This is a genomic window from Streptomyces djakartensis (assembly GCF_014651075.1).
Taxonomy (GTDB): Bacteria; Actinomycetota; Actinomycetes; order Streptomycetales; family Streptomycetaceae; genus Streptomyces; species Streptomyces djakartensis.
Genome location: NZ_BMWE01000001.1, coordinates 122,909 through 142,395, shown reverse-complemented (window position 1 = coordinate 142,395; position 19,487 = coordinate 122,909). Strand labels below are relative to the sequence as shown.

19 protein-coding genes and 1 pseudogene are annotated in these 19,487 nt (G+C 71.0%); 7 read left to right on the top strand and 13 right to left on the bottom strand.

The genetic code is table 11. The features are described from left to right. Positions 1–60: 60 nt before the first annotated feature. The gene (locus IE212_RS00645; RefSeq protein WP_190195667.1) at positions 61–1,449 is read right to left on the bottom strand and encodes a class II fumarate hydratase; all 1,389 of its coding nucleotides are present in this window, start codon (positions 1,447–1,449) and stop codon (positions 61–63) included. Between the two features lie 120 nt (positions 1,450–1,569). After that, entirely contained in the window at positions 1,570–3,240 is a 1,671-nt protein-coding gene (locus IE212_RS00640; protein ID WP_190195666.1) for a fumarate hydratase, read from the bottom strand. A 166-nt stretch (positions 3,241–3,406) separates the two neighbouring features. Here IE212_RS00640 and IE212_RS00630 point away from each other — a divergent pair, with 166 nt between their 5' ends. Then, positions 3,407–4,108 carry a DUF1707 SHOCT-like domain-containing protein gene (locus IE212_RS00630; RefSeq protein WP_190195664.1) on the top strand — a complete coding sequence of 234 codons (702 nt, stop codon included), beginning with the start codon at positions 3,407–3,409 and terminating at the stop codon, positions 4,106–4,108. Positions 4,109–4,281: 173 nt separating this feature from the next. Further along, the gene (locus IE212_RS00625) at positions 4,282–4,659 is read left to right on the top strand and encodes a WhiB family transcriptional regulator (RefSeq protein ID WP_190195663.1); all 378 of its coding nucleotides are present in this window, start codon (positions 4,282–4,284) and stop codon (positions 4,657–4,659) included. Positions 4,660–4,784: 125 nt separating this feature from the next. On the opposite strand, the gene glpX is transcribed toward IE212_RS00625, so the two are convergent. After that, positions 4,785–5,819 (bottom strand): class II fructose-bisphosphatase, encoded by a 1,035-nt coding sequence (gene glpX / locus IE212_RS00620; RefSeq protein ID WP_190195662.1) that lies wholly within the window; start codon positions 5,817–5,819, stop codon positions 4,785–4,787. Positions 5,820–5,947: 128 nt separating this feature from the next. Here glpX and IE212_RS00615 point away from each other — a divergent pair, with 128 nt between their 5' ends. Then, on the top strand, positions 5,948–6,472 hold the full coding sequence (locus IE212_RS00615; RefSeq protein ID WP_190195661.1) for a DUF4245 domain-containing protein: 525 nt from the start codon (positions 5,948–5,950) through the stop codon (positions 6,470–6,472). Between the two features lie 81 nt (positions 6,473–6,553). Here IE212_RS00615 and IE212_RS00610 read toward each other — a convergent pair whose 3' ends face one another. From IE212_RS00610 to xseA, 3 genes are all read right to left on the bottom strand, one after another. After that, a complete protein-coding gene (locus IE212_RS00610) occupies positions 6,554–7,144 on the bottom strand; it encodes a malonic semialdehyde reductase (RefSeq protein ID WP_190195660.1) in 591 nt (196 codons plus the stop codon). 126 nt (positions 7,145–7,270) lie between these two features. Next, a complete protein-coding gene (locus IE212_RS00605) occupies positions 7,271–7,516 on the bottom strand; it encodes an exodeoxyribonuclease VII small subunit (RefSeq protein WP_190195659.1) in 246 nt (81 codons plus the stop codon). A gap of 9 nt (positions 7,517–7,525) precedes the next feature. Beyond that, positions 7,526–8,734: an exodeoxyribonuclease VII large subunit gene (gene xseA, locus IE212_RS00600; protein ID WP_190195658.1), complete on the bottom strand. Its 1,209-nt coding sequence runs from the start codon at positions 8,732–8,734 to the stop codon at positions 7,526–7,528. A 78-nt stretch (positions 8,735–8,812) separates the two neighbouring features. On the opposite strand from xseA, the gene IE212_RS00595 reads away from it, so the two are divergent. From IE212_RS00595 to ppgK, 3 genes and pseudogenes are all read left to right on the top strand, one after another. After that, positions 8,813–9,862, top strand: a complete 1,050-nt coding sequence (locus IE212_RS00595; protein ID WP_190195657.1) for a 4-hydroxy-3-methylbut-2-enyl diphosphate reductase — start codon at positions 8,813–8,815, stop codon at positions 9,860–9,862. 238 nt (positions 9,863–10,100) lie between these two features. Further along, a pseudogene (locus tag IE212_RS00590) lies at positions 10,101–10,379 on the top strand (zinc ribbon domain-containing protein); the annotation flags it as partial. A gap of 23 nt (positions 10,380–10,402) precedes the next feature. Further along, the gene (ppgK, locus tag IE212_RS00585) at positions 10,403–11,149 is read left to right on the top strand and encodes a polyphosphate--glucose phosphotransferase (protein WP_190195656.1); all 747 of its coding nucleotides are present in this window, start codon (positions 10,403–10,405) and stop codon (positions 11,147–11,149) included. A 21-nt stretch (positions 11,150–11,170) separates the two neighbouring features. Here ppgK and IE212_RS00580 read toward each other — a convergent pair whose 3' ends face one another. Next, positions 11,171–11,743 carry a DUF6542 domain-containing protein gene (locus IE212_RS00580; RefSeq protein WP_190195655.1) on the bottom strand — a complete coding sequence of 191 codons (573 nt, stop codon included), beginning with the start codon at positions 11,741–11,743 and terminating at the stop codon, positions 11,171–11,173. A gap of 171 nt (positions 11,744–11,914) precedes the next feature. Between IE212_RS00580 and ychF the strand changes: the two genes are divergently transcribed. Further along, positions 11,915–13,003 carry a redox-regulated ATPase YchF gene (gene ychF, locus IE212_RS00575; protein ID WP_190195654.1) on the top strand — a complete coding sequence of 363 codons (1,089 nt, stop codon included), beginning with the start codon at positions 11,915–11,917 and terminating at the stop codon, positions 13,001–13,003. A 101-nt stretch (positions 13,004–13,104) separates the two neighbouring features. Here ychF and IE212_RS00570 read toward each other — a convergent pair whose 3' ends face one another. The 6 genes from IE212_RS00570 to IE212_RS00545 form a co-directional block, all read right to left on the bottom strand. Beyond that, positions 13,105–13,752, bottom strand: a complete 648-nt coding sequence (locus IE212_RS00570; RefSeq protein ID WP_190195653.1) for a nitroreductase family protein — start codon at positions 13,750–13,752, stop codon at positions 13,105–13,107. Further along, positions 13,749–14,600 (bottom strand): hypothetical protein, encoded by an 852-nt coding sequence (locus tag IE212_RS00565; protein WP_190195652.1) that lies wholly within the window; start codon positions 14,598–14,600, stop codon positions 13,749–13,751. The genes IE212_RS00570 and IE212_RS00565 overlap by 4 nt, the downstream gene beginning before the upstream one ends. A gap of 65 nt (positions 14,601–14,665) precedes the next feature. Further along, the gene (locus IE212_RS00560) at positions 14,666–15,715 is read right to left on the bottom strand and encodes a ScbA/BarX family gamma-butyrolactone biosynthesis protein (RefSeq protein ID WP_190195651.1); all 1,050 of its coding nucleotides are present in this window, start codon (positions 15,713–15,715) and stop codon (positions 14,666–14,668) included. A gap of 14 nt (positions 15,716–15,729) precedes the next feature. After that, a complete protein-coding gene (locus tag IE212_RS00555; protein ID WP_190195650.1) occupies positions 15,730–16,662 on the bottom strand; it encodes a nucleoside-diphosphate kinase in 933 nt (310 codons plus the stop codon). Then, on the bottom strand, positions 16,659–17,765 hold the full coding sequence (locus tag IE212_RS00550) for an SDR family oxidoreductase (protein ID WP_190195649.1): 1,107 nt from the start codon (positions 17,763–17,765) through the stop codon (positions 16,659–16,661). Before IE212_RS00550 ends, IE212_RS00555 begins: the two co-directional genes overlap by 4 nt. Before the next feature lie 72 nt (positions 17,766–17,837). Further along, a complete protein-coding gene (locus tag IE212_RS00545) occupies positions 17,838–19,475 on the bottom strand; it encodes a hypothetical protein (RefSeq protein WP_190195648.1) in 1,638 nt (545 codons plus the stop codon). Positions 19,476–19,487: the final 12 nt, after the last annotated feature.

The following is a 19,487-nucleotide window of genomic DNA, read 5'->3' as shown; positions in this document are numbered from 1 at the left end:
CACACGACGCTGCGGCGCGTGTCACGGTTCACGCGCCGGGCGCACGTGCGTCGCGAAACGTCACGGGCGCGTCATCCGCAGGACATCCAGCGCCTCGTCGAGCTGCTCCATCGTCAGGTCACCACGTTCCACGTACCCTCCGTCCAGCACGACCTGCCGGATCGTCTTCCGCTCGGCCAGCGCCTTCTTGGCGACCTTGGCGGCCTCCTCGTACCCGATGTACTTGTTGAGCGGCGTGACGACGGAGGGGGAGGACTCGGCGTACTCCCGGGCCCGTTCGCGGTCGGCGGTGATGCCGTCGACGGTCCGGTCGGCCAGCAGCCGCGAGGCGTTCGCGAGCAGCCGGATCGACTCCAGCACGTTCTTCGCGATGACCGGCAGCATCACGTTGAGCTCGAAGTTGCCCGCGGCGCCGGCCGTGGCGACGGTCGCGTCGTTGCCCACCACCTGGGCGGCGACCATCAGCACGGCCTCCGGAATGACCGGGTTCACCTTGCCCGGCATGATCGAGGAGCCCGGCTGGAGGTCCGGCAGGGCGATCTCGGCGAGGCCGGTGCGCGGCCCGGAGGACATCCACCGCAGGTCGTTGGCGATCTTCGTCAGTCCGACCGCGATGGTGCGCAGCTGCCCGCTCGTCTCCACGACGCCGTCCCGGGCGCCCTGTGCCTCGAAGTGGTCACGGGCCTCGGTGAGGGGCAGTCCGGTGGTGCGGGCGACCTCCTCGATCACGGCGGCGGAGAATCCGGGCGGGGTGTTGATGCCCGTGCCGACGGCCGTGCCGCCGAGGGGCAGTTCGGCGAGCCGGGGCAGCGAGGCCTCCAGCCGCTCGATGCCGTACCGCACCTGGGCGGCGTATCCGCCGAACTCCTGCCCCAGCGTCACGGGCGTGGCGTCCATGAGGTGGGTCCGCCCCGACTTCACGACGTCGGAGAACTCCTCGGCCTTGCGCTCCAGGGAGACGGCGAGGTGGTCCAGGGCGGGGATCAGGTCCCGGGTGACGGCGGCGGTGGCGGCGATGTGGATGGAGGAGGGGAACACGTCGTTGGACGACTGGGACGCGTTCACATGGTCGTTGGGGTGTACGCCCTTGCCCAGCCGCTCGCTCGCCAGCGTGGCGATGACCTCGTTGGTGTTCATGTTGGACGAGGTGCCGGACCCGGTCTGGAACACGTCGACGGGGAAGTGCTCGTCCCACCTGCCCTCGGCGACCTCCCCGGCCGCCTCCTGGATCGCCCCGGCGATGTCCTTGTCCAGAACCCCCAGCTCGGCGTTGACCTTGGCCGCCGCCCCCTTGATCCGGGCCAGCGCCTCGATGTGCGCGCGCTCGATGCGCTGCCCCGAGACCGGGAAGTTCTCCACGGCACGCTGCGTCTGAGCACGCCACTTGGCCTCTGCGGGGACACGCACTTCGCCCATGGAGTCGTGCTCGATGCGGTATTCGTCGCTCATACCGGCTATAGCGATCGAGAGGGCGGTGATGTTCCTGGACCGGGGCGGGGGGCGGAGACCCCGCCGGAGGGAACGGGGCGGGGCGGCGGGGGCGGGATCCGACCCCGCCGCCCCGGGGCACTAGGCCAGCCCAGGCCCCCGCACCGGGATCGAGGTGAACGTCGGCGCCGGGGCAGGGTCCTGGAAGAAGTCGTTGCCCTTGTCGTCGACGACGATGAACGCCGGGAAGTCCTCGACCTCGATCTTCCAGACGGCCTCCATGCCGAGCTCCTCGTACTCGACGACCTCGACCTTCTTGATGCAGTCCTGGGCGAGCCGGGCGGCCGGGCCGCCGATGGAGCCCAGGTAGAAACCGCCGTGGGCGTTGCACGCGTCGGTGACCTGCTTGCTGCGGTTGCCCTTCGCCAGCATCACCTTGGAGCCGCCCGCCGCCTGGAACTGCTCCACGTAGGAGTCCATCCGGCCGGCCGTGGTCGGGCCGAAGGAGCCCGACGCGTAGCCCTCGGGCGTCTTGGCCGGGCCGGCGTAGTACACCGGGTGGTCCTTCAGGTACTGCGGCATCTCCTCGCCCGCGTCCAGCCGCTCCTTGATCTTGGCGTGCGCGATGTCACGGGCGACGACCAGCGGGCCGGTGAGGGACAGCCGGGTCTTCACCGGGTACTTGGTCAGCTCGGCGAGGATCGTCTCCATCGGCTGGTTGAGGTCGATCTTCACGACGTCGCCGCTCTCGTCGAGCTGCTCGTCCGTCGTCTCCGGCAGGAACCGCGCCGGGTCCGTCTCCAGCTGCTCCAGGAAGACGCCCTCGGCGGTGATCTTGGCGACGGCCTGGCGGTCGGCGGAGCAGGACACCGCGATGGCCACCGGGCAGGACGCGCCGTGCCGCGGCAGCCGCACCACGCGCACGTCGTGGCAGAAGTACTTGCCGCCGAACTGCGCGCCGATGCCGATCTTCTGCGTCAGCTCGAAGACCTTCTGCTCCAGCTCCTGGTCCCGGAAGCCGTGCCCCAGCTCGGAGCCCTCCGCCGGGATCTCGTCGAGGTAGTGCGCGGAGGCGTACTTCGCCGTCTTCAGCGCGTACTCGGCGGACGTGCCGCCGACCACGATCGCCAGGTGGTAGGGCGGGCAGGCCGCCGTGCCCAGCGAGCGGATCTTCTCCTCCAGGAACTTCATCATGGAGGCCTCGTTCAGAACGGCCTTCGTCTCCTGGTACAGGAACGACTTGTTGGCCGAGCCGCCGCCCTTCGCCATGAACAGGAACTTGTAGGCGCCGCCGTCGGTCGCGTACAGCTCGATCTGCGCGGGGAGGTTGGAGCCGGTGTTCTTCTCCTCCCACATGGTGAGCGGAGCCATCTGCGAGTAGCGCAGGTTGAGGTTCTGGTAGGCGTCGTAGATGCCGCGGGACAGGGCCTCCTCGTCGCGGCCCGCCGTCAGCACGTTCTGGCCGCGCTTGCCCATCACGATCGCCGTGCCCGTGTCCTGGCACATGGGCAGCACGCCCGCCGCCGCGATGTTCGCGTTCTTCAGCAGGTCCAGCGCCACGAACTTGTCGTTGCCCGACGCCTCCGGGTCGTCGATGATGCGGCGCAGCTGCGCGAGGTGGGCCGGGCGCAGGTAGTGCTGGATGTCGTGGATGGCCTCCTCGGCGAGCTTGCGCAGCGCCTCCGGCTCCACCTTGAGGAAGGTCCGCCCGTCCGGCCCCTCGACCGTGGAGACACCCTCGGAGGTCACCAGCCGGTACGGCGTGGTGTCCTCTGCCTGGGGGAGCAGATCGGTGTACGCGAACTCAGGCATCTCAGCCCATTCCTCACTCTGCGGACGGCGGCCCGCCTCCTTTGGCGAGCGCCCACCAGCGTAGAACCTGCCGCTGACGGCGAGCTTGTGAGGTAAGGCTCAGTTCGTCACAGTCGAGCACCGCGGAGGGTATCGCGATCTATCGTGTCTTCGGTACGCTGCTGCCGTGGACCTTCAGAAGCAGGACCTCCAGAAGCAGACGCCGGCCGCCTCCGGGCTCCGCGCCTCCGACGCCGAGCGCGACCGGATCGCCGACATCCTGCACGACGCCCTCGCCGAGGGCCGTCTCACCGCGGACGAGCACGCCGAGCGCGTCGAAGGGGTGCTGCGCGCCAAGACGGTCGGCGAGCTGGAGGTCCACATACGGGACCTGCCCGCCGCCCACCGCCAGGGCCCGGGCGGCCCGTCCCGGGCTCCGGCCCCGCATCGGCCGATCGCGGGCGCCGTTCCGGTCGACCCGGACGACAACGTGGTGGCGATCTTCAGCGGCGCGGTCCGCAAGGGCCGCTGGCGCACAGGCGGCCGTATCCACGCGTACGCGATCTTCGGCAGTGTGGAGATCGACCTCAGTGAGGCGCTCTTCGACCACCAGCACGTCGTGATCAAGTCCTTCGCGCTCTTCGGCAGTGTCGGGATCCGCGTCCCGGAGAACGTGTCGCTGCGCGGCACGGGCGGCGGTGTGCTCGGCAGCTTCGAGGTGGACACGCTCGACTCGGGCGAACCGGACGCCCCGGTCGTCTACGTCGACGGCTGGGCCGTGCTGGGCAGCATCGAGGCGCGCCCACGGCGCGGGAGGGTCGTCGCGGACATCCTCGACCGGGTGCAGCGCAAGGCCGACAAGGGTTTGCGCAAGCATCTCGGCCATTGACACTCGCGAATCCGTCCGGCGTTCAGGGCAAATCGCCCTGCTCGTGCGCGGCCCGACGGAGGGGAGACCGGGGGCCGAACCAGCGGTTGGGAACTCAGTGCATAGGCGCGCGCACAGCGGGTAGGCCTTGCTGCATCGTCTCTCGCTCGCGAAGCCGTCGTCAGGAGTAGACCGTGCTGCAACCGCCGCATTCGTCTCTGCAGGTAGCTGCCGTTCCGGCCCCGCGGGTGCCAGTGCGAGACAGGGACCAAGACGCCCCGTGGCACACCGAGGCGGTGTGCCGGCGCGACGAGGCCGGCCTCTTCTTCGCCCCCTCCAAGGAACCGACGGCCGCCCGGCTCTCCCGGGAAGAGGCTGCGAAGCGGGTCTGCGCCCGCTGTCCGGTCATGGTGGAATGCCGCGAGCACGCCCTGCTGCAGCCCGAGCCCTACGGCGTCTGGGGCGGTCTGACCGCCGCCGAACGCCGCGTGGTCCTGGCGCGCCGCCGCCGCCGCGATCTGGAGCTGAAGAAGGCGGCCCGCTCGGCGAACCGGATAGCCGCGGCGGGCTGACCGCCCACAAGCCTTCAGCGGCACGTCGAGCAGCACACCGGGCAACACCTCGAAGGGCGCCCCCACCGCACCGGGGGCGCCCTTCGGCATGACCGGAGAGCTGCCTCCGGTCTCACGGTGTCCCGCTACTTCCCCTTGTCGAAGTCGATCGCGCTGTACGCCCGCAGCTTGCTCAGCCGGTGCTCCGAGGAAATCCTCCGCACCGTCCCCGACCGCGACCGCATCACGATCGAGTCGGTCGTAGCGGTCTCGGCCCGGTACCGGACCCCCCGCAGCAGCTCCCCGTCGGTGATGCCCGTGGCCACGAAGAACACGTTCTCCCCGGTGACCAGGTCCTCCGTGGTCAGCACCCGGTCCAGATCATGCCCCGCGTCGACCGCCCGCTGCCGCTCCTCGTCGTCCTTGGGCCACAGCTTGCCCTGGATCGTGCCGCCCAGGCACTTCACCGCACAGGCCGAGATGATCCCCTCCGGCGTGCCGCCGACGCCGAGCAGCAGATCGACGCCCGTGCCCTCGCGCAGCGCCAGGATGGAGCCGGCGACATCGCCGTCGGAGATCAGCTTGATGCGCGCCCCGGTGTCCCGGATCTCCTTGATGATGCCCTCGTGCCGCGGCCGGTCGAGGATCACCACGGTGACGTCCTCCGGCGCGGACCGCTTCGCCTTGGCGACCCGGCGGATGTTCACCGACACCGGCGCGTTGATGTCGACGAAGTCGGCCGCCTCGGGCCCGGTGACGAGCTTGTCCATGTAGAAGACCGCCGACGGGTCGAACATGGAACCGCGCTCGGCGGCGGCCAGCACCGCGATCGCGTTCGTCATGCCCTTCGCGGTCAGCGTGGTGCCGTCGATCGGGTCGACGGCGATGTCGCACTCGGGCCCCGTCCCGTCGCCCACGTGCTCCCCGTTGAACAGCATCGGGGCCTCGTCCTTCTCGCCCTCGCCGATGACGACGACGCCGTTCATCGAGACGGTGGAGACGAGGGTGCGCATGGCGCGCACCGCGGCGCCGTCGGCGCCGTTCTTGTCACCGCGTCCGACCCAGCGGCCCGCGGCCATCGCCGCCGCCTCGGTCACCCGGACCAGCTCGAGGGCGAGGTTGCGGTCGGGGGCCTCGGAGGGCACATCCAGTTCGGACGGCAAGTGATGATGCTCGGTCATCGGAGCGCACCTTTCTGTACGACGACGGCCGGAAAGAGGGTTCTGTCGACCGACTCTATCTCTGAGACCGCAAAATGAGCAGGGGCCCCCACGGATGAGCGCGCTCAGCACCTGCGACGATAGGGGGCGTGGCAGGCACGAACGGCAAGCAGAAGACGGCGCGGGACATGATCCTCTCCATGGGTGTCATCGTCCTGGTCGCGGGCTTCATATACCTCTTCATCCCGCACGACGAGAGCCCGCGCGAGGTCAAGCGCGTCGACTACCGGGTCGAGCTGCTCACGGCCCGCCGCGCGGCTCCGTACCCCGTGGCCGCGCCCGAAGGACTGCCCGACGCATGGAAGGCCACCTCCGTCCGCTATCAGGGTGACGACTTCGACGCCTGGCACCTCGGCTTCCACGATCCCGAAGGGGAGTACGTGGCGGTCGAGCAGTCCACTCAGCCGCGCCCGGTCTTCGTCGACGAGCGCACCAAGGGCGCGCAGGAGACCGGGAAGACCGAGAAGATCGACGGCCGGACCTGGACCCGCTACGTGGGGGGCCGCTACGACGCGCTGGTCCTGGAGGGCACCGAGGGCTCGACGACGGTCGTGACGGGCACCGCGTCGTTCGCGCAGCTGACGAAGATGGCGGACGCGCTGAAGGCGGAGTGACACCCGCCGCACACAGGGAAGGCCCCCGGCGCGCGCCGGGGGCCTTTGCTGTGTGCTGATCTCAGAGCGTGTGCGCGGATCTCAGACCGTCTTGACGACCTGGTCGAACTCCAGCCGCGGGGCGCGCGGGTACCAGGCGTCCGGGCCCAGGCGGCCGATGTTGACGACCATCAGCGGGGTGTGGTCGGCGTCCAGGAACTCCTTGCGGACGCCCTCGAAGTCGAAGCCGGTCATCGGGCCGGCGGCCAGACCGGCGGCGCGGACGCCGACGATGAAGTACGCGGCCTGGAGGGCGGCGTTCAGCGCGGCGGCGTTCTCGCGGACCGGGCGCTCGGCGAAGAAGAGGTCCTTCACCTGCGGCATGGCCGGGAACAGGTGCGGCAGCTCCTCGTGGAACTCGTTGTCCGCGGAGAGGATCGCGACCAGCGGGGCGCTCGCCGTCTTGGGCCGGTTGCCCTCGGCCATGTGCGCGACCAGACGCTCGCGGGCCTCGGGGGAGCGGACCAGGGTGATGCGCAGCGGGGTCTGGTTGAAGGCGGTCGGACCGTACTTGACCAGGTCGTAGATCGCCTGCACCTGCTCGTCGGTCACCGGCTCGTCGGTGAAGGTGTTGGCGGTGCGGGCCTCGCGGAACAGCAGGTCCTGGGCGGCGGGGTCAAGAACGAGGGACATGGATGCACTTTCTCGCAGCTGTCGGGTCCGAAGATCGGCTGACGGTTCCGACCGTACGCCAGTGAAGTTCAACCTTCAACTATCATCAGGGTGTCGTGTGTCACCCCGACCCGAACCGGTCCACGACTACTCGGCCTCTCCCGCTTCCCCGGCCTCCTCCGCCAGCGCCGCGTCCAGCCGCTCCCGCGCCCCGTCCAGCCAGCGCCGGCACACCTTGGCCAGCTCCTCGCCGCGCTCCCAGAGCGCGAGGGACTCCTCCAGCGTCGTACCGCCCGCCTCCAGGCGCCGGACGACCTCGATCAGCTCGTCCCGCGCCTGCTCGTACCCGAGCGCCTCGGCCATGCCCGGCGTCTCATCAACCTCGCTGGTCATCCACCCACCCTATGTGTCCACTCGTACGGAGAACTCACCCTCACCGACCCGCGCGCGCAGCGCCTCGCCGGCCTCCACCTCGCCCGGGTCGCGGACCGCGTGCCCGTCCGCCTTCTGCAGCACGGCGTACCCGCGCCTCAGGGTGGCGGCGGGGGAGAGGGCCACCACCCGCGCGTGCGTGTGCGTCAGCTCCGAGTCCGCCCGGTCCAGCTGGTGCCGCAGACAGCGCCGGCCCCGGTCGAGCAGGTCCGCCACCTGGTCGGCGCGCTCGTCGATCATCCGGTGCGGATCCTCTATCGACGGCCGGGCCAGCGCGTGGGCCAGCCCGCGCTCCTCCCGCTCGACCAGCGCCGCCACGCACCGCCGCGCCCGGTCCCGCAGCAGCCGCACCCGCTCGTACTCCTCGCCGACGTCCGGCACGACCTTCTTGGCGGCGTCGGTCGGTGTGGAGGCGCGCAGGTCGGCCACGTGGTCGAGGAGCGGGTTGTCGGGCTCGTGCCCGATGGCGGACACCACGGGCGTACGGCACTGCGCCACCGTCCGGATCAGCTGCTCGTCGGAGAACGGCAGCAGGTCCTCCACACTGCCGCCGCCCCGCGCCACGATGATCACGTCCACGTCCTCGAGCGCGTCGAGCTCCTTCACGGCCTGCACGACCTGCGGCACGGCGTGCACGCCCTGCACGGCGACGTTGCGCACCTCGAAGCGCACCGCGGGCCACCGGTGCCGGGCGTTCTCCAGGACGTCCCGCTCGGCGGCCGAGGCCCGCCCGCAGACCAGTCCGACCAGCTGCGGCAGGAAGGGCAGCGGCTTCTTCCGCTCCGGCGCGAACAGGCCCTCCCGCGTGAGGGCCTTCTTCAGCTGCTCCAGGCGCGCGAGCAGCTCACCGACGCCGACGGGCCGTATCTCGGCCGCCCGCAGCGACAGCTGCCCCCGCGGGGCGTACCACTCGGGCTTCGCCAGCACGACGACCCGGGCGCCCTCGCTCACCACGTCCGCCACCGCGTCGAACACCTGCCGGTAGCAGGTGACGCTGACGGAGATGTCGTACGACGGGTCCCGAAGCGTCAGGAACACCACACCCGCGCCCGGGCGCCGCGACAACTGCGTGATCTGGCCCTCGACCCACACCGCCCCGAGCCGGTCGATCCACCCCCCGATGAGGCGCGACACCTCACCGACGGGGAGCGGGGATTCCGCGGACGTGTTCACAGCCATGCCCGCGAGAGTAGTGGGCGCCGCCGACAACACGGCTCACCCGGGCGCGATCTTCGACCCGCGGGACGCGGCCTTACGATGGGACGCATGTCTGCTTCGCCTGGCCGCCGTGTCCTGCTCGCCGCCCCCCGGGGCTACTGCGCGGGTGTGGACCGCGCCGTGATCGCCGTCGAGAAAGCGCTGGAGCAGTACGGCGCTCCGGTCTACGTCCGGCACGAGATCGTCCACAACAAGTACGTCGTGCAGACCCTGGAGAAGAAGGGCGCGATCTTCGTCGAGCAGACGGAGGAGGTCCCCCCGGGCAACATCGTCATGTTCTCCGCGCACGGCGTCGCCCCCGTCGTCCACGAGGAGGCCGAGCGCGGCAGGCTCGCCACCATCGACGCCACCTGCCCCCTGGTCACCAAGGTCCACAAGGAAGCCGTCCGCTTCGCGAGCGAGGACTACGACATCCTCCTGATCGGCCACGAGGGCCACGAGGAGGTCATCGGCACCTCCGGCGAGGCCCCCGACCACATCCAGCTCGTCGACGGGCCGGGCGATGTGGCGAAGGTCGAGGTCCGTGATCCGTCCAAGGTCGTCTGGCTCTCCCAGACCACGCTGTCCGTCGACGAGACCATGGAGACCGTCGACGCCCTGAAGGAAAAGTTCCCGCAGCTCATCTCCCCGCCCAGCGACGACATCTGCTACGCCACGCAGAACCGCCAGCTGGCCGTGAAGCAGATGGGCGCCGAGTCGGACCTGGTCATCGTGGTCGGCTCGCGCAACTCCTCCAACTCCAAGCGGCTCGTCGAGGTCGCCAAGATCGCGGGGGCCCGGGAGGCCTACCTCGTGGACTTCGCCGAGGAGATCGACGAGGCCTGGCTGGAGGGTGTGAGCACGGTCGGTGTCACCTCCGGCGCCTCCGTCCCGGAGGTCCTGGTCGAGCAGGTCCTCGAGTTCCTCTCCCAGCGCGGCTTCGAGGACGTCGAGATCGTCAAGGCGGCCGAGGAGTCCATCACCTTCTCGCTGCCCAAGGAGCTGCGCCGCGACCTGCGCGAGGAGGCGGCGACGCTGGTCGCCGAGCGCGGCGGGGCCGGTGCCGCGGCCGGTGCCGGTGTCGAGGCCGGTGAAAATCCCGGGGAGTGATCGGGGACAGGCGGGGCGGCGACCGCTGCCCCGCCTGTGACGTTCAGCCTGTTCTTGCGAGGAACCCCAGGGCTTCGGCCCCGGGAGGAATCGCGCCCTCGTGCTCGCAGCGCGCAGCGCCGCGGCATCGCAGCCCGCACCCGGCCGCGGAGCGGCCGGGTGTCGTCTTCCGCGGAGCCGGAGAGTATGCGGTGACGGCTTCACCCGGTGTCGGACCCTGCGCGCCAAACTCCAGAGGATCGCCCTGGAAGAGCTGACGGGCATCCGCGAACGGGTACGGCTCCGCAAGCCCCAACGGGCCACCCACTCCAGCTGGTCCTTTGCCCAGCTGGGGCAGTTCATCGCGTACAAGGCCCGCCGGGCGGGAGTGCCGGTGGTGTATGTCGACCCGGCGTACACCTCGCGTACCTGTGCCGAGTGCGGGTACATCGACAGAGGACGGGGCTGGACGCGAACGCAGCATCACCGCCAGTGGTGCCCGTTGCGCAAGCCCGGCGCTTTGGCGCCGGGTAGTTGACTCGTTCGTCGTAACGTGGGGCCATGCAGATCTTCGGTGTGGACATCGGCGGTTCCGGGATCAAGGGTGCCCCGGTGGACTTGGACAAGGGCGACCTGGCGCAGGAGCGCCACAAGGTCCTCACCCCGCAGCCGGCGACGCCCGACGGGGTGGCCGACGGCGTCAAGCAGGTCGTCGACCACTTCGGCTGGACGGGGCCGGTCGGGGTCACGTTCCCGGGCGTGGTCACCGACGGGGCCACGATCCGCACGGCGGCGAACGTCGACGACAGCTGGATCGACACCGACGCGGCGGCGCTGCTCGGCGAGCGGCTCGGCGGGCTGCCGGTGACGGTCGTGAACGACGCGGACGCGGCGGGCGTCGCCGAGATGCACTTCGGCGCCGGCCGCGGCCGCCGAGGCACGGTGATCCTGCTGACCCTCGGCACGGGCATCGGCAGCGCGGTCTTCGCCGACGGCGTGCTGGTTCCCAACACCGAGCTGGGGCATCTGGAGCTCGACGGGCACGACGCGGAGAAGCGGGCCTCCAGCAAGGCCCGCGAGGACCACGACATGTCGTGGGAGCACTGGGCGTCGCACCGGGTGCGCAAGTACCTCGCGCACGTCGAGATGCTGTTCTCGCCCGATCTGTTCATCATCGGCGGCGGCGTCAGCCGCAAGTCCCACAAGTTCCTGCCCCACATCAAGGGCATCAAGGCGGAGATCGTCCCGGCGCAGCTGCAGAACAACGCGGGCATCGTGGGGGCGGCGATGCGGGCGGCGGGCCGCTAGTACCCACAAGGGCCCCGGTGTCTATCTGGCTCTGGCCCTGGCCGCCCTCCGCAGCCGTACCATCCGGATCCGCCGCACGATCACGATCAGGCCGGTGATCAGGGTGCCTGCGTACAGCCACCCGGCCTGTGTGGCGAGGGCCGTCACCAGCCCCATCAGCCGGCCGGCGACACCGTCGTCGCCGTCCGCCAGCGGCAGCAGTCCCACGGCGAACGCGATCGGCACCAGGACAGGCGCGGTCATCAGGTCTCCCCGGCGCACCCAGACGGCGGTCAGCACGCACACCGGCAGGAACAGCACGCCGTACGCCGTGAGCGACGCCCCGAACAGCGCGTCGCAGAGCCCGCCGAGCAGGAACATCACCACCGCGCAGAACAACCCGCCGCCCAGCCCGGTCAGCCGGGGGTTGGGAAGCCTCCCCGAGACGGGTGCCGGTACGGGGGCGGGCCGCCGCACCGCCGCCGGCCGGCGCTGCGGCCCCGGCTGCCGGACCGCTCCACCGCCGGCCCCCCGTCCCGCCTGGGGCGGCAGGGGCGATCCGGGCCGGTCGCGTCGCGGTCCGTACTGGGCAGGTCGCGTCCTGTATCGCTCCACCGCTCCAACTTAGGTCGTTCAATATGCCGAATGGCCCCTCAGACACGCCGTGGGTCGATGCCCGGCCATGCGTTCGATACGCCGCCCGGGACGGTTCCGGGCACGCCGTAGACTGGTGGATCGGCCGGTCTCCTGGCCCCCTGGCCCTCTCCACTCACGGGAAGTCGCAACGTGTCGCTCACGATCGGAATCGTCGGTCTGCCGAATGTCGGCAAGTCGACCCTGTTCAACGCCCTGACCAAGAACGACGTGCTGGCGGCCAACTACCCGTTCGCCACCATCGAGCCGAACGTCGGCGTCGTCGGCGTCCCCGACCCCCGCCTCACAAAGCTGGCCGAGATCTTCTCCTCCCAGCGCGTCCTGCCGGCGACCGTCGACTTCGTCGACATCGCGGGCATCGTGCGCGGCGCGTCCGAGGGTGAGGGCCTGGGCAACAAGTTCCTCGCGAACATCCGCGAGTCCGACGCGATCTGCCAGGTCATCCGCGCCTTCAAGGACGAGAACGTCGTGCACGTCGACGGCAAGGTCTCGCCCAAGGACGACATCGAGACGATCAACACGGAGCTGATCCTCGCGGACCTCCAGACGATCGAGAAGGTCCTGCCGCGGCTCCAGAAGGAGTCGCGCATCAAGAAGGACCTCGCGGCGAAGGTCAAGGCGGTCGAGGAGGCCAAGGAGATCCTGGAGAAGGGCGACACGCTCTTCGCGCACGGGATCGTCCAGGGCACCGAGCGCAACGAGCTCCTGCACGACCTGCACCTGCTGACCACGAAGCCCTTCCTCTACGTCTTCAACGTCGACGAGGACGAGCTGACCGACGAGGACTTCAAGAACGAGCAGCGGGCCCTGGTCGCCCCGGCCGAGGCGATCTTCCTCAACGCCAAGCTGGAGGCGGACCTCGCCGAGCTCGACGAGGACGAGGCCCTCGAACTCCTCCAGTCCGTCGGCCAGGAGGAGCCCGGTCTCGCCACCCTCGCCCACGTCGGCTTCCGCACCCTCGGCCTGCAGACCTACCTCACGGCCGGCCCCAAGGAATCCCGCGCCTGGACCATCAAGAAGGGCGCCACTGCCCCGGAGGCCGCCGGCGTCATCCACACCGACTTCCAGAAGGGCTTCATCAAGGCGGAGGTCATCTCCTTCGACGACCTGGTGGAGACGGGCTCGGTGGCGGAGGCCCGCGCGAAGGGCAAGGCGCGTATGGAGGGCAAGGACTACGTGATGCAGGACGGGGACGTGGTGGAGTTCCGGTTCAATGTGTGACCGGTGACGTGACAGGAAAATCCTGACCCGCCCGCAGGGTGGACGGGGTCTGGCCCCCGGGGACAGGCCCCCTTTCCATGCCCCGGCGGGCGGGGCGCACCTCACCCGCCGCCCTGCCAGCCGTCGTGGTGCAGGACCTCCTCCAGCGGCATCCGTGGCCCCGGACGGAAGGTGGTGCCCGAAGGGTACGCCGTCGGCAGCAGCGCGCCCTGGCGGACGGTCGGCGGCAGGCCCAGCAGGTCGGCGACCTCCCGTTCGCGGTCCAGGTGGACCGTGGTCCAGGCGGTCACCAGACCGCGGCTGCGGGCGGCCAGCGCGTAGCTCCAGGCCGCGGGCAGCAGCGAGGCCCACAGTCCGGCCTGGTTTCCCTCCGGCAGCCGGCCGCCGGCCAGTTCGAGGCAGGGGATGACCAGAACGGGCACCCGGTGGATCCGGTCGGCCAGTGTCCGGGCGGCGGTGAGTACGGAGCGCGTTCCCGCGGGCCGTTCGTCCAGCCGGGCGAGGGCCTGCGCGTTGCGGTCGTAGAACGCGGCGCGGTACACCTCGGCGACCGCGGCGCGAATCCGCTGGTCGGTGAGCAGGATCCAGCGCCAGTTCTGCCGGTTGTTGCCGTTGGGTGCCTGCAGGGCGATGCGCAGACAGTCCTTGACCAGTTCCGGGTCCACCTCCCGGTCCAAATCGAGGCGGCGCCGGACGGTGCGCGTCGTGGTCAGCAACTCCGTGCAGGTGAGCGGTGGTTCGCTGGTCATGGCAGCAGTACCGCCCGGACGGTGAGAGCGAGGTGGGTCCCGAAGACGAAACCCGTCGCGGCCGGCAGCGGCCAGCCACCGCGGCGTGCGGCGAGGAACCGCCGGGCCCCCAGCGCGGGCAGGACCGCCATCGCGCACGGCAGCAGCCCGAGCGCGCCGTCCGGGCCGAAGAGGACGATCTGGCAGCCCGCCGCCCCGGCGGCGAATCCTGTGGTGAGCAGAGCGCTGCGCCGGGGCCCGAGGGCCGCCGAGTACATGCGGGCGCCCGGCGCGGCCTCCCAGCTCGTCTTCCGGGCGAACTCGAAGTGCAGGAACACACAGGCGCACAGCGTGAGCAGCAGCGCGCCGCGCCAGTCGGCGGTGATCGTCCCGGCGGCGGCCAGCGATCCGTACACATAGACACCGAGCAGCACCTGCACCGGGTACGTGACGGCGAGGTTGAGCAGCTGCCGGTCGCGCACGGCCGGTGACAGGCGTTCCAGGACGACCAGCGAGAGCCCGTAGCCGAGGGCCGTCAGGATCAGCAGGACGGCCGCCGCCGACAGGGCCGCGTTCAGGCCCACCGCCGCGGCGGTGACGGCGGCCATGCCGCCACGCAGTTCGGCGACGGTGATCTCGCCGGTGACCAGGGGCCGGTCGGGATGGTGCTCCCGGTCGTACTCGAGGTCCTTCTGCTCGTCCAGCATCCGCAGGAACAGCAGGGCCAGGACGACGGAGGCCACCCGTACCCAGGTGGCGCCGGACGGCTGCCAGGCCGTGCCGGTCAGCGTCACCGCCGAGCCCTCCAGGGCGAGGACCCAGAGCAGCCCGTAGGTGGCGTAGACGTGCGGCCGGAACATGCGAAGCACGAATCGGCCCAGTCTGGCGGGGACGTGCGTAACGGCGATGGTGGTCACTGACGGTGTCCCCGGTCTCAGACGTGTGCGGGCGCGGGTCTCGGGCTGCTCTCCGCTCGCCGGGCGCGTCCCTCGGACACGGGCGTGGGCGCCAGGGCGTGTTCCGGCGAGGCGAAGACGCCCCCCGGGCCCGTCGAGTTCCGGTCGGCGAGTCGGATCCGGGCCTCGGCGACCAGGGCGCCCGGCTGGTGCAAGGTGCACTCGACGTCGGCACCGGGCCGCACGGGCGCGGTACGGCACTCCAGGGGCAGATCCATCTCGGCGAAGCGGCGAAACCGCGCGGACAGCGCGACGGGGAGCGCGGCGGGACCGTCCACCGTGCCGGCGTCCACGGAGGCGACCAGGGCCAGTTGCCACAGGCCTTCCAGCTCCAGCATGCCGGGCACGTGGTCCACCCAGTGGTCGAACAGGGTGGGATGCGTGGTGTCGACGACGAGGCGGGCCGTGCGCCCGCCGTCACCCGTCGCACGCGACGGGGAGATGACGGCATTGGCGGGGTCACGGCGGTCGACCAGCGCGGGATCGATGCGCGGGACGGACAGCGCGACCGGCCGGCCGGGCAGGCCGAGTGCATCGCGCTGGCCGGACCGCAGCCGCTGCCAGTCCTCCGGAGGCATCCAGGAGTAGTCGATACCCGCCTGCAGGGCCTCGCGTCCGCCGACGGCCGCCGTGAAGCACAGCCGCCTACCCGTCAGGCCGGACCGGGAGCTGGGCCGGTGCTCGATGTGCGCGCCGATGACGACCTCGGCGGGACTGTCACCGTGCGCCAGAGCGGCCGGGTCGGTCACCTGGAACTCCACCGTGCGCAGCAGGAACTTGTGGTCCATGGGAACGCCGAGGTAGCGGTGCGACACCACGAAGAGGCCCTGACGGCACGCCTCGAGCAGCAGGAAGGGGGCGTGGTGGCTGCGCGGACCGAGGGTGTCGTCGTAGAAGGGGTGGAGGCGGGGCAGCTGTGCGGCGAGGAGCACCTCGTCGCTGCCCTGGCGCTCCGCGTCGGTCAGGAAGACCTCCGCGACCGCGGCCCGGTGCACCAGCGCTCTGGGAAGCGTTCCGGTGAACTGCATGATCGGCCCCTCGCTCAGGATCGGACGGCACGGACGGCGGCCAGGTGGCGTCGCCACTCGTCGACCCCTGCTCCGTCCAGTACCGGGGCCCGGCCGGGCTGCCGCATGGGAAGCACCTTGGAGCCGACGATGACGGCGTCCCACGGGTCGAGTTCGAGTCCGTGGGACCAGGCCGACTCCAGCAGTTCCCGCGGTTCGGCGCCGGGAACGGGTGAGTGATGGCCGGAGACCGCTTGCCGCAGGCGCTCGACGGCGGGTTCGAAGTCGAGTGCGCGTGGTTTGCCGGCCGCGTACAGCCGGCCGGCCAGATCCAGGGCGTGCGCGGTGTGGTCCTCGTCCGCCAGTGCGCCGCGCAAGAGGCGGTCGCGTTCGCCGTCGTCGAAGTGGACGGCCAGTTCGCGCAGCACGTCGGCGGGTTCGTCGGGCGTGTGCACCAGGTTGAGCAGGTAGCTGTAGCGGCCGAGGTGGTGGCGCAGCTGACCGGGGACCCGGGCGTCCGGGTCGGTGGGCCCCTTGTGGTGGGTGAGCAGGACCGAGGCCGGCACGTCGGTGTCGTGCTCGGGCCGGACGAGCAGGACGAGGGCGTCGGCGTCCTCCAGGAACAGCGCGGCGAGGCGCCTGCGGTGGGGGGTGGCGAGGTTCCACTGGAAATACCAGAGCGAGCGGATCACGGTCCGGGTGAGCCGGGTGACGGCCGCGCCGACGATCCGGTACCGCCGCGCGGTCAGCCAGTCCACGGCCGCCTCCAGCTTGCGCGCCACCACGGCGTCGGGCTTCAGCAGCAGGGCCGCGTGCCGGTGCGCGAACCCGGTCACGTCGTCGGTGAGGGCGGCGAGCTGCTCGTAGCCCTCCTGGTAGTAGGTGTCCGCGCCGTACAGACGCTGCTTGGCGGGGTGACAGGTGAGCAGGGGCGAGACCGGTATGCCGTGGCTCGGTTCGGGGGTCATGGCTGCGGGCTCCTCTCGGGTGGGGTGACCGCCGGCGCCGCGGCGCCCCCGCGCGGTGTGCTCGCGCCGAGGTAGCCGACCTTCAAGGAGTGGTCGAGCAGCTTGCGCAGGTAGGGACGGCCGCCGGCGGGGACCGGATGGCGGCTGAAGGCGACGGTGTTGGTGTTGTCGAAGTGGATCCGGCGACGCATGTAGGAGGCGTAGAGCGAGATGACGCGCTCGTGGCAGAGCCGTTCGCCGTCCGGGAGGGCCTGAGCGGAGAAGACGGCGGGCGGTATCCACCTCGCCACCTGGAACGAGGGGTACTCGGCGAGCACGTCGGAGAAGTCGCGCAGGGTCACGGCCCGGCCGGCGACGGCGTGCAGGGTCAGCCCCCGGGCGTCCTCGAAACGGGTCGCCGCCTCGGCGATCAGGTCCGCGACGTAGTCGACCGGGACCAGGTCGAGGAGTGCGTCGTAGTTCCCGGGGATGGTCCTGGCCCGTCCTTTGGTGATCAGCCTGACCACCGGGTACAGGGTCTTGAAGTCCCGGACCTGGCCGGTGCGCCGGTCGCCGGCGATGATGCTCGGCCGGACCACGGTGACGGGCAGGCCGTCGGCGGCCGCCTTGTGCACCAGGGTCTCCGCGTACAGTTTGCTCTGCTCGTAGGCGTTGCCGAACCGCTGGCCGACGTCGAGTTCGCCCTCGCGGGCGGCGCCGTCGCGCTCCCCGCACACATAGGCGGTGCTGACGTGCACCAGGGGCGTCCCGTGGGCCCTGGCCAGGGCCACGACGTTCTCGGTTCCGGTGACATTGACGTCCTGGTACACCTGCTCGGGGCGGCCGAAGTCGGTGATCCCGGCACAGTGCACGATGCGGTCCGCGCCGGCCACCATGCGGAGCCGCTCCGCGTCCAGGCCCAGTCCGGGCCGGGTGACGTCCCCGGTGAGCGGCGTCAGCGTTCCCGGCTTCGGCTTCAGCGGTCTGCCGTTGTTGCGGACGATGCCGCCGTTGCTGTGCAGCAGGGCCAGCACCGAATGACCCGCCGCGGTGAGCCGGGCGGTGACCTCCGCGCCCAGGAACCCGCTGGCGCCGGTGATCAGAACGGTCATCGCCTCGGTCATCGGTTCTCCCGGCCGCGGGACATCGGACTCACGTCTTCCTCCAGGGTTCGGACGGTGGTCGGGGCAGGGCGCTCAACGCGCCTGGTGGGGCTGGGCTCCGCTGGTGGCGACCAGATCGCGGATCTCCTGGAGCGGCAGCTGGGAGTCGAAGTGGGCCGCGACGCGCACCCAGTCGTAGCCGAGCTCCAAGGTGGCCCGCCAGGTGTCGGCGGAGTCGAACGAGGAGGGGAAGGCGTCGGCACCGGCGGCCTGCCGCACCACGCCGACGAAGTCCTCCAGTTCGCACAGCACGGCTTCGGCGCGCTCGGCCGAATCGATGGTCAGCCGGGTCAGGCCGTCGGCCAGGGCACGGATCGGCCGGGTGTCCTCCGGCAGCAGGGAGAGCCTGCGGACCAGGTCTGAGTCGGACGGCAGCGGGCTGACTCCGTAGGCGCAGAACAGTCCGCGCAGCGCGCTGTGCACCGCACGGCGCGCGGCGACCTCGGCGACCTTCCACTGCCCTCGCTGCAGGGCACCCGCCAGGTCCTCCCGGGCGTTCTCGACGACCATGTTGGAGAACGCCAGTTCCAGGGTGGCCGCCCCGAACCGTTCGGCGGGCAGCGGGATGAGATCGACCGCGTCGGGGGCGGTCACCGCCGCTCCGCGCAGCGACAGCAACGGCTGGGCGGTGCTGGGAGGCGGGGTGATGGGTCCCGGGGGCGACGCCAGCGGCAGCGCCGGTGTGACGGTGCCACCGCCCTTCCAGGCCAGCCGTACCAGCCCCAGCCGCAGGAACTCCGCCAGCAGGGAGCCTGCTTCCCGGGTCCCGGTGGCCCGGGCGTTCGCCAGCACCTGGGGCAGCGGACTGCCGAGGACGAGCGAGCGCCAGACCCGGCCGGCCCGCTCGCCGAGCGCGAACACGTCGCGTCGGCCGCGGATCACATGGACGCGTTCCGCCGCCTGCCAGGTGGTCACGCCGGGTTGCCGTTCCACGGTCAGCCGCTCCGGTGTCCGCCGTACGCCGGTGACGCCCAGGTCCGCGGCGAACGCCAGGCAGGCGGCGAGATAGTCGTCGGCGGCCACCTCGGCGGCGGCGGACTCCAGCTGCCAGTAGCGGTCACTGATGTCGGGCCGGTCCGCCCGGTCCAGCTGCATCGACAGCCACTTGGGCTCCAGGTACGTCTCGCCCTGCCCGGCGGCCCACGACTTGACCACCTGCACCAGCCCGGAGCGCGCCCAGTCCACCGCCTCCTCGGACTCACCGAGGCACTGCATCGCCAGCGCGTGCCGCAGGGACTGCCTGGCGCAGTGCGCCCACCAGGCGGCGGCGATGTCGCGGAAACGTTCCACCGGAAGCATGCCCTTGGCCTCCTCGACCAGGGCGTGACCCCGCAAGGGGTAGCTGTGCAGCAGACGCTGACAACGGTTCAGCAGATCCTCCGGGATCCTGCCGACGCGCTTGGCGCCCGTCTTCAGGGCGGCGAACTGCTCGGCGAGCTGGTGTACCGAACGGGTCCGGATCTCCACCCGCCGGCCGTCGACGAAGAACAGCGAGGGCATGGTCGGCAGGTCGTCCTTGGTGCGGCCGATGAGCAGGAAGTCGATGTCCGACCCGGGATTGCCGAACCCCTCGGCGATGGACCCTTCGAGCACCACGGCCCAGTCGCCGGTGCGCACCTGGGGCAGCGTCTTGTCGAGCAGGTCCTGCAGATAGTCCTCGGTGAGGATCACGCGTGTCTCTCC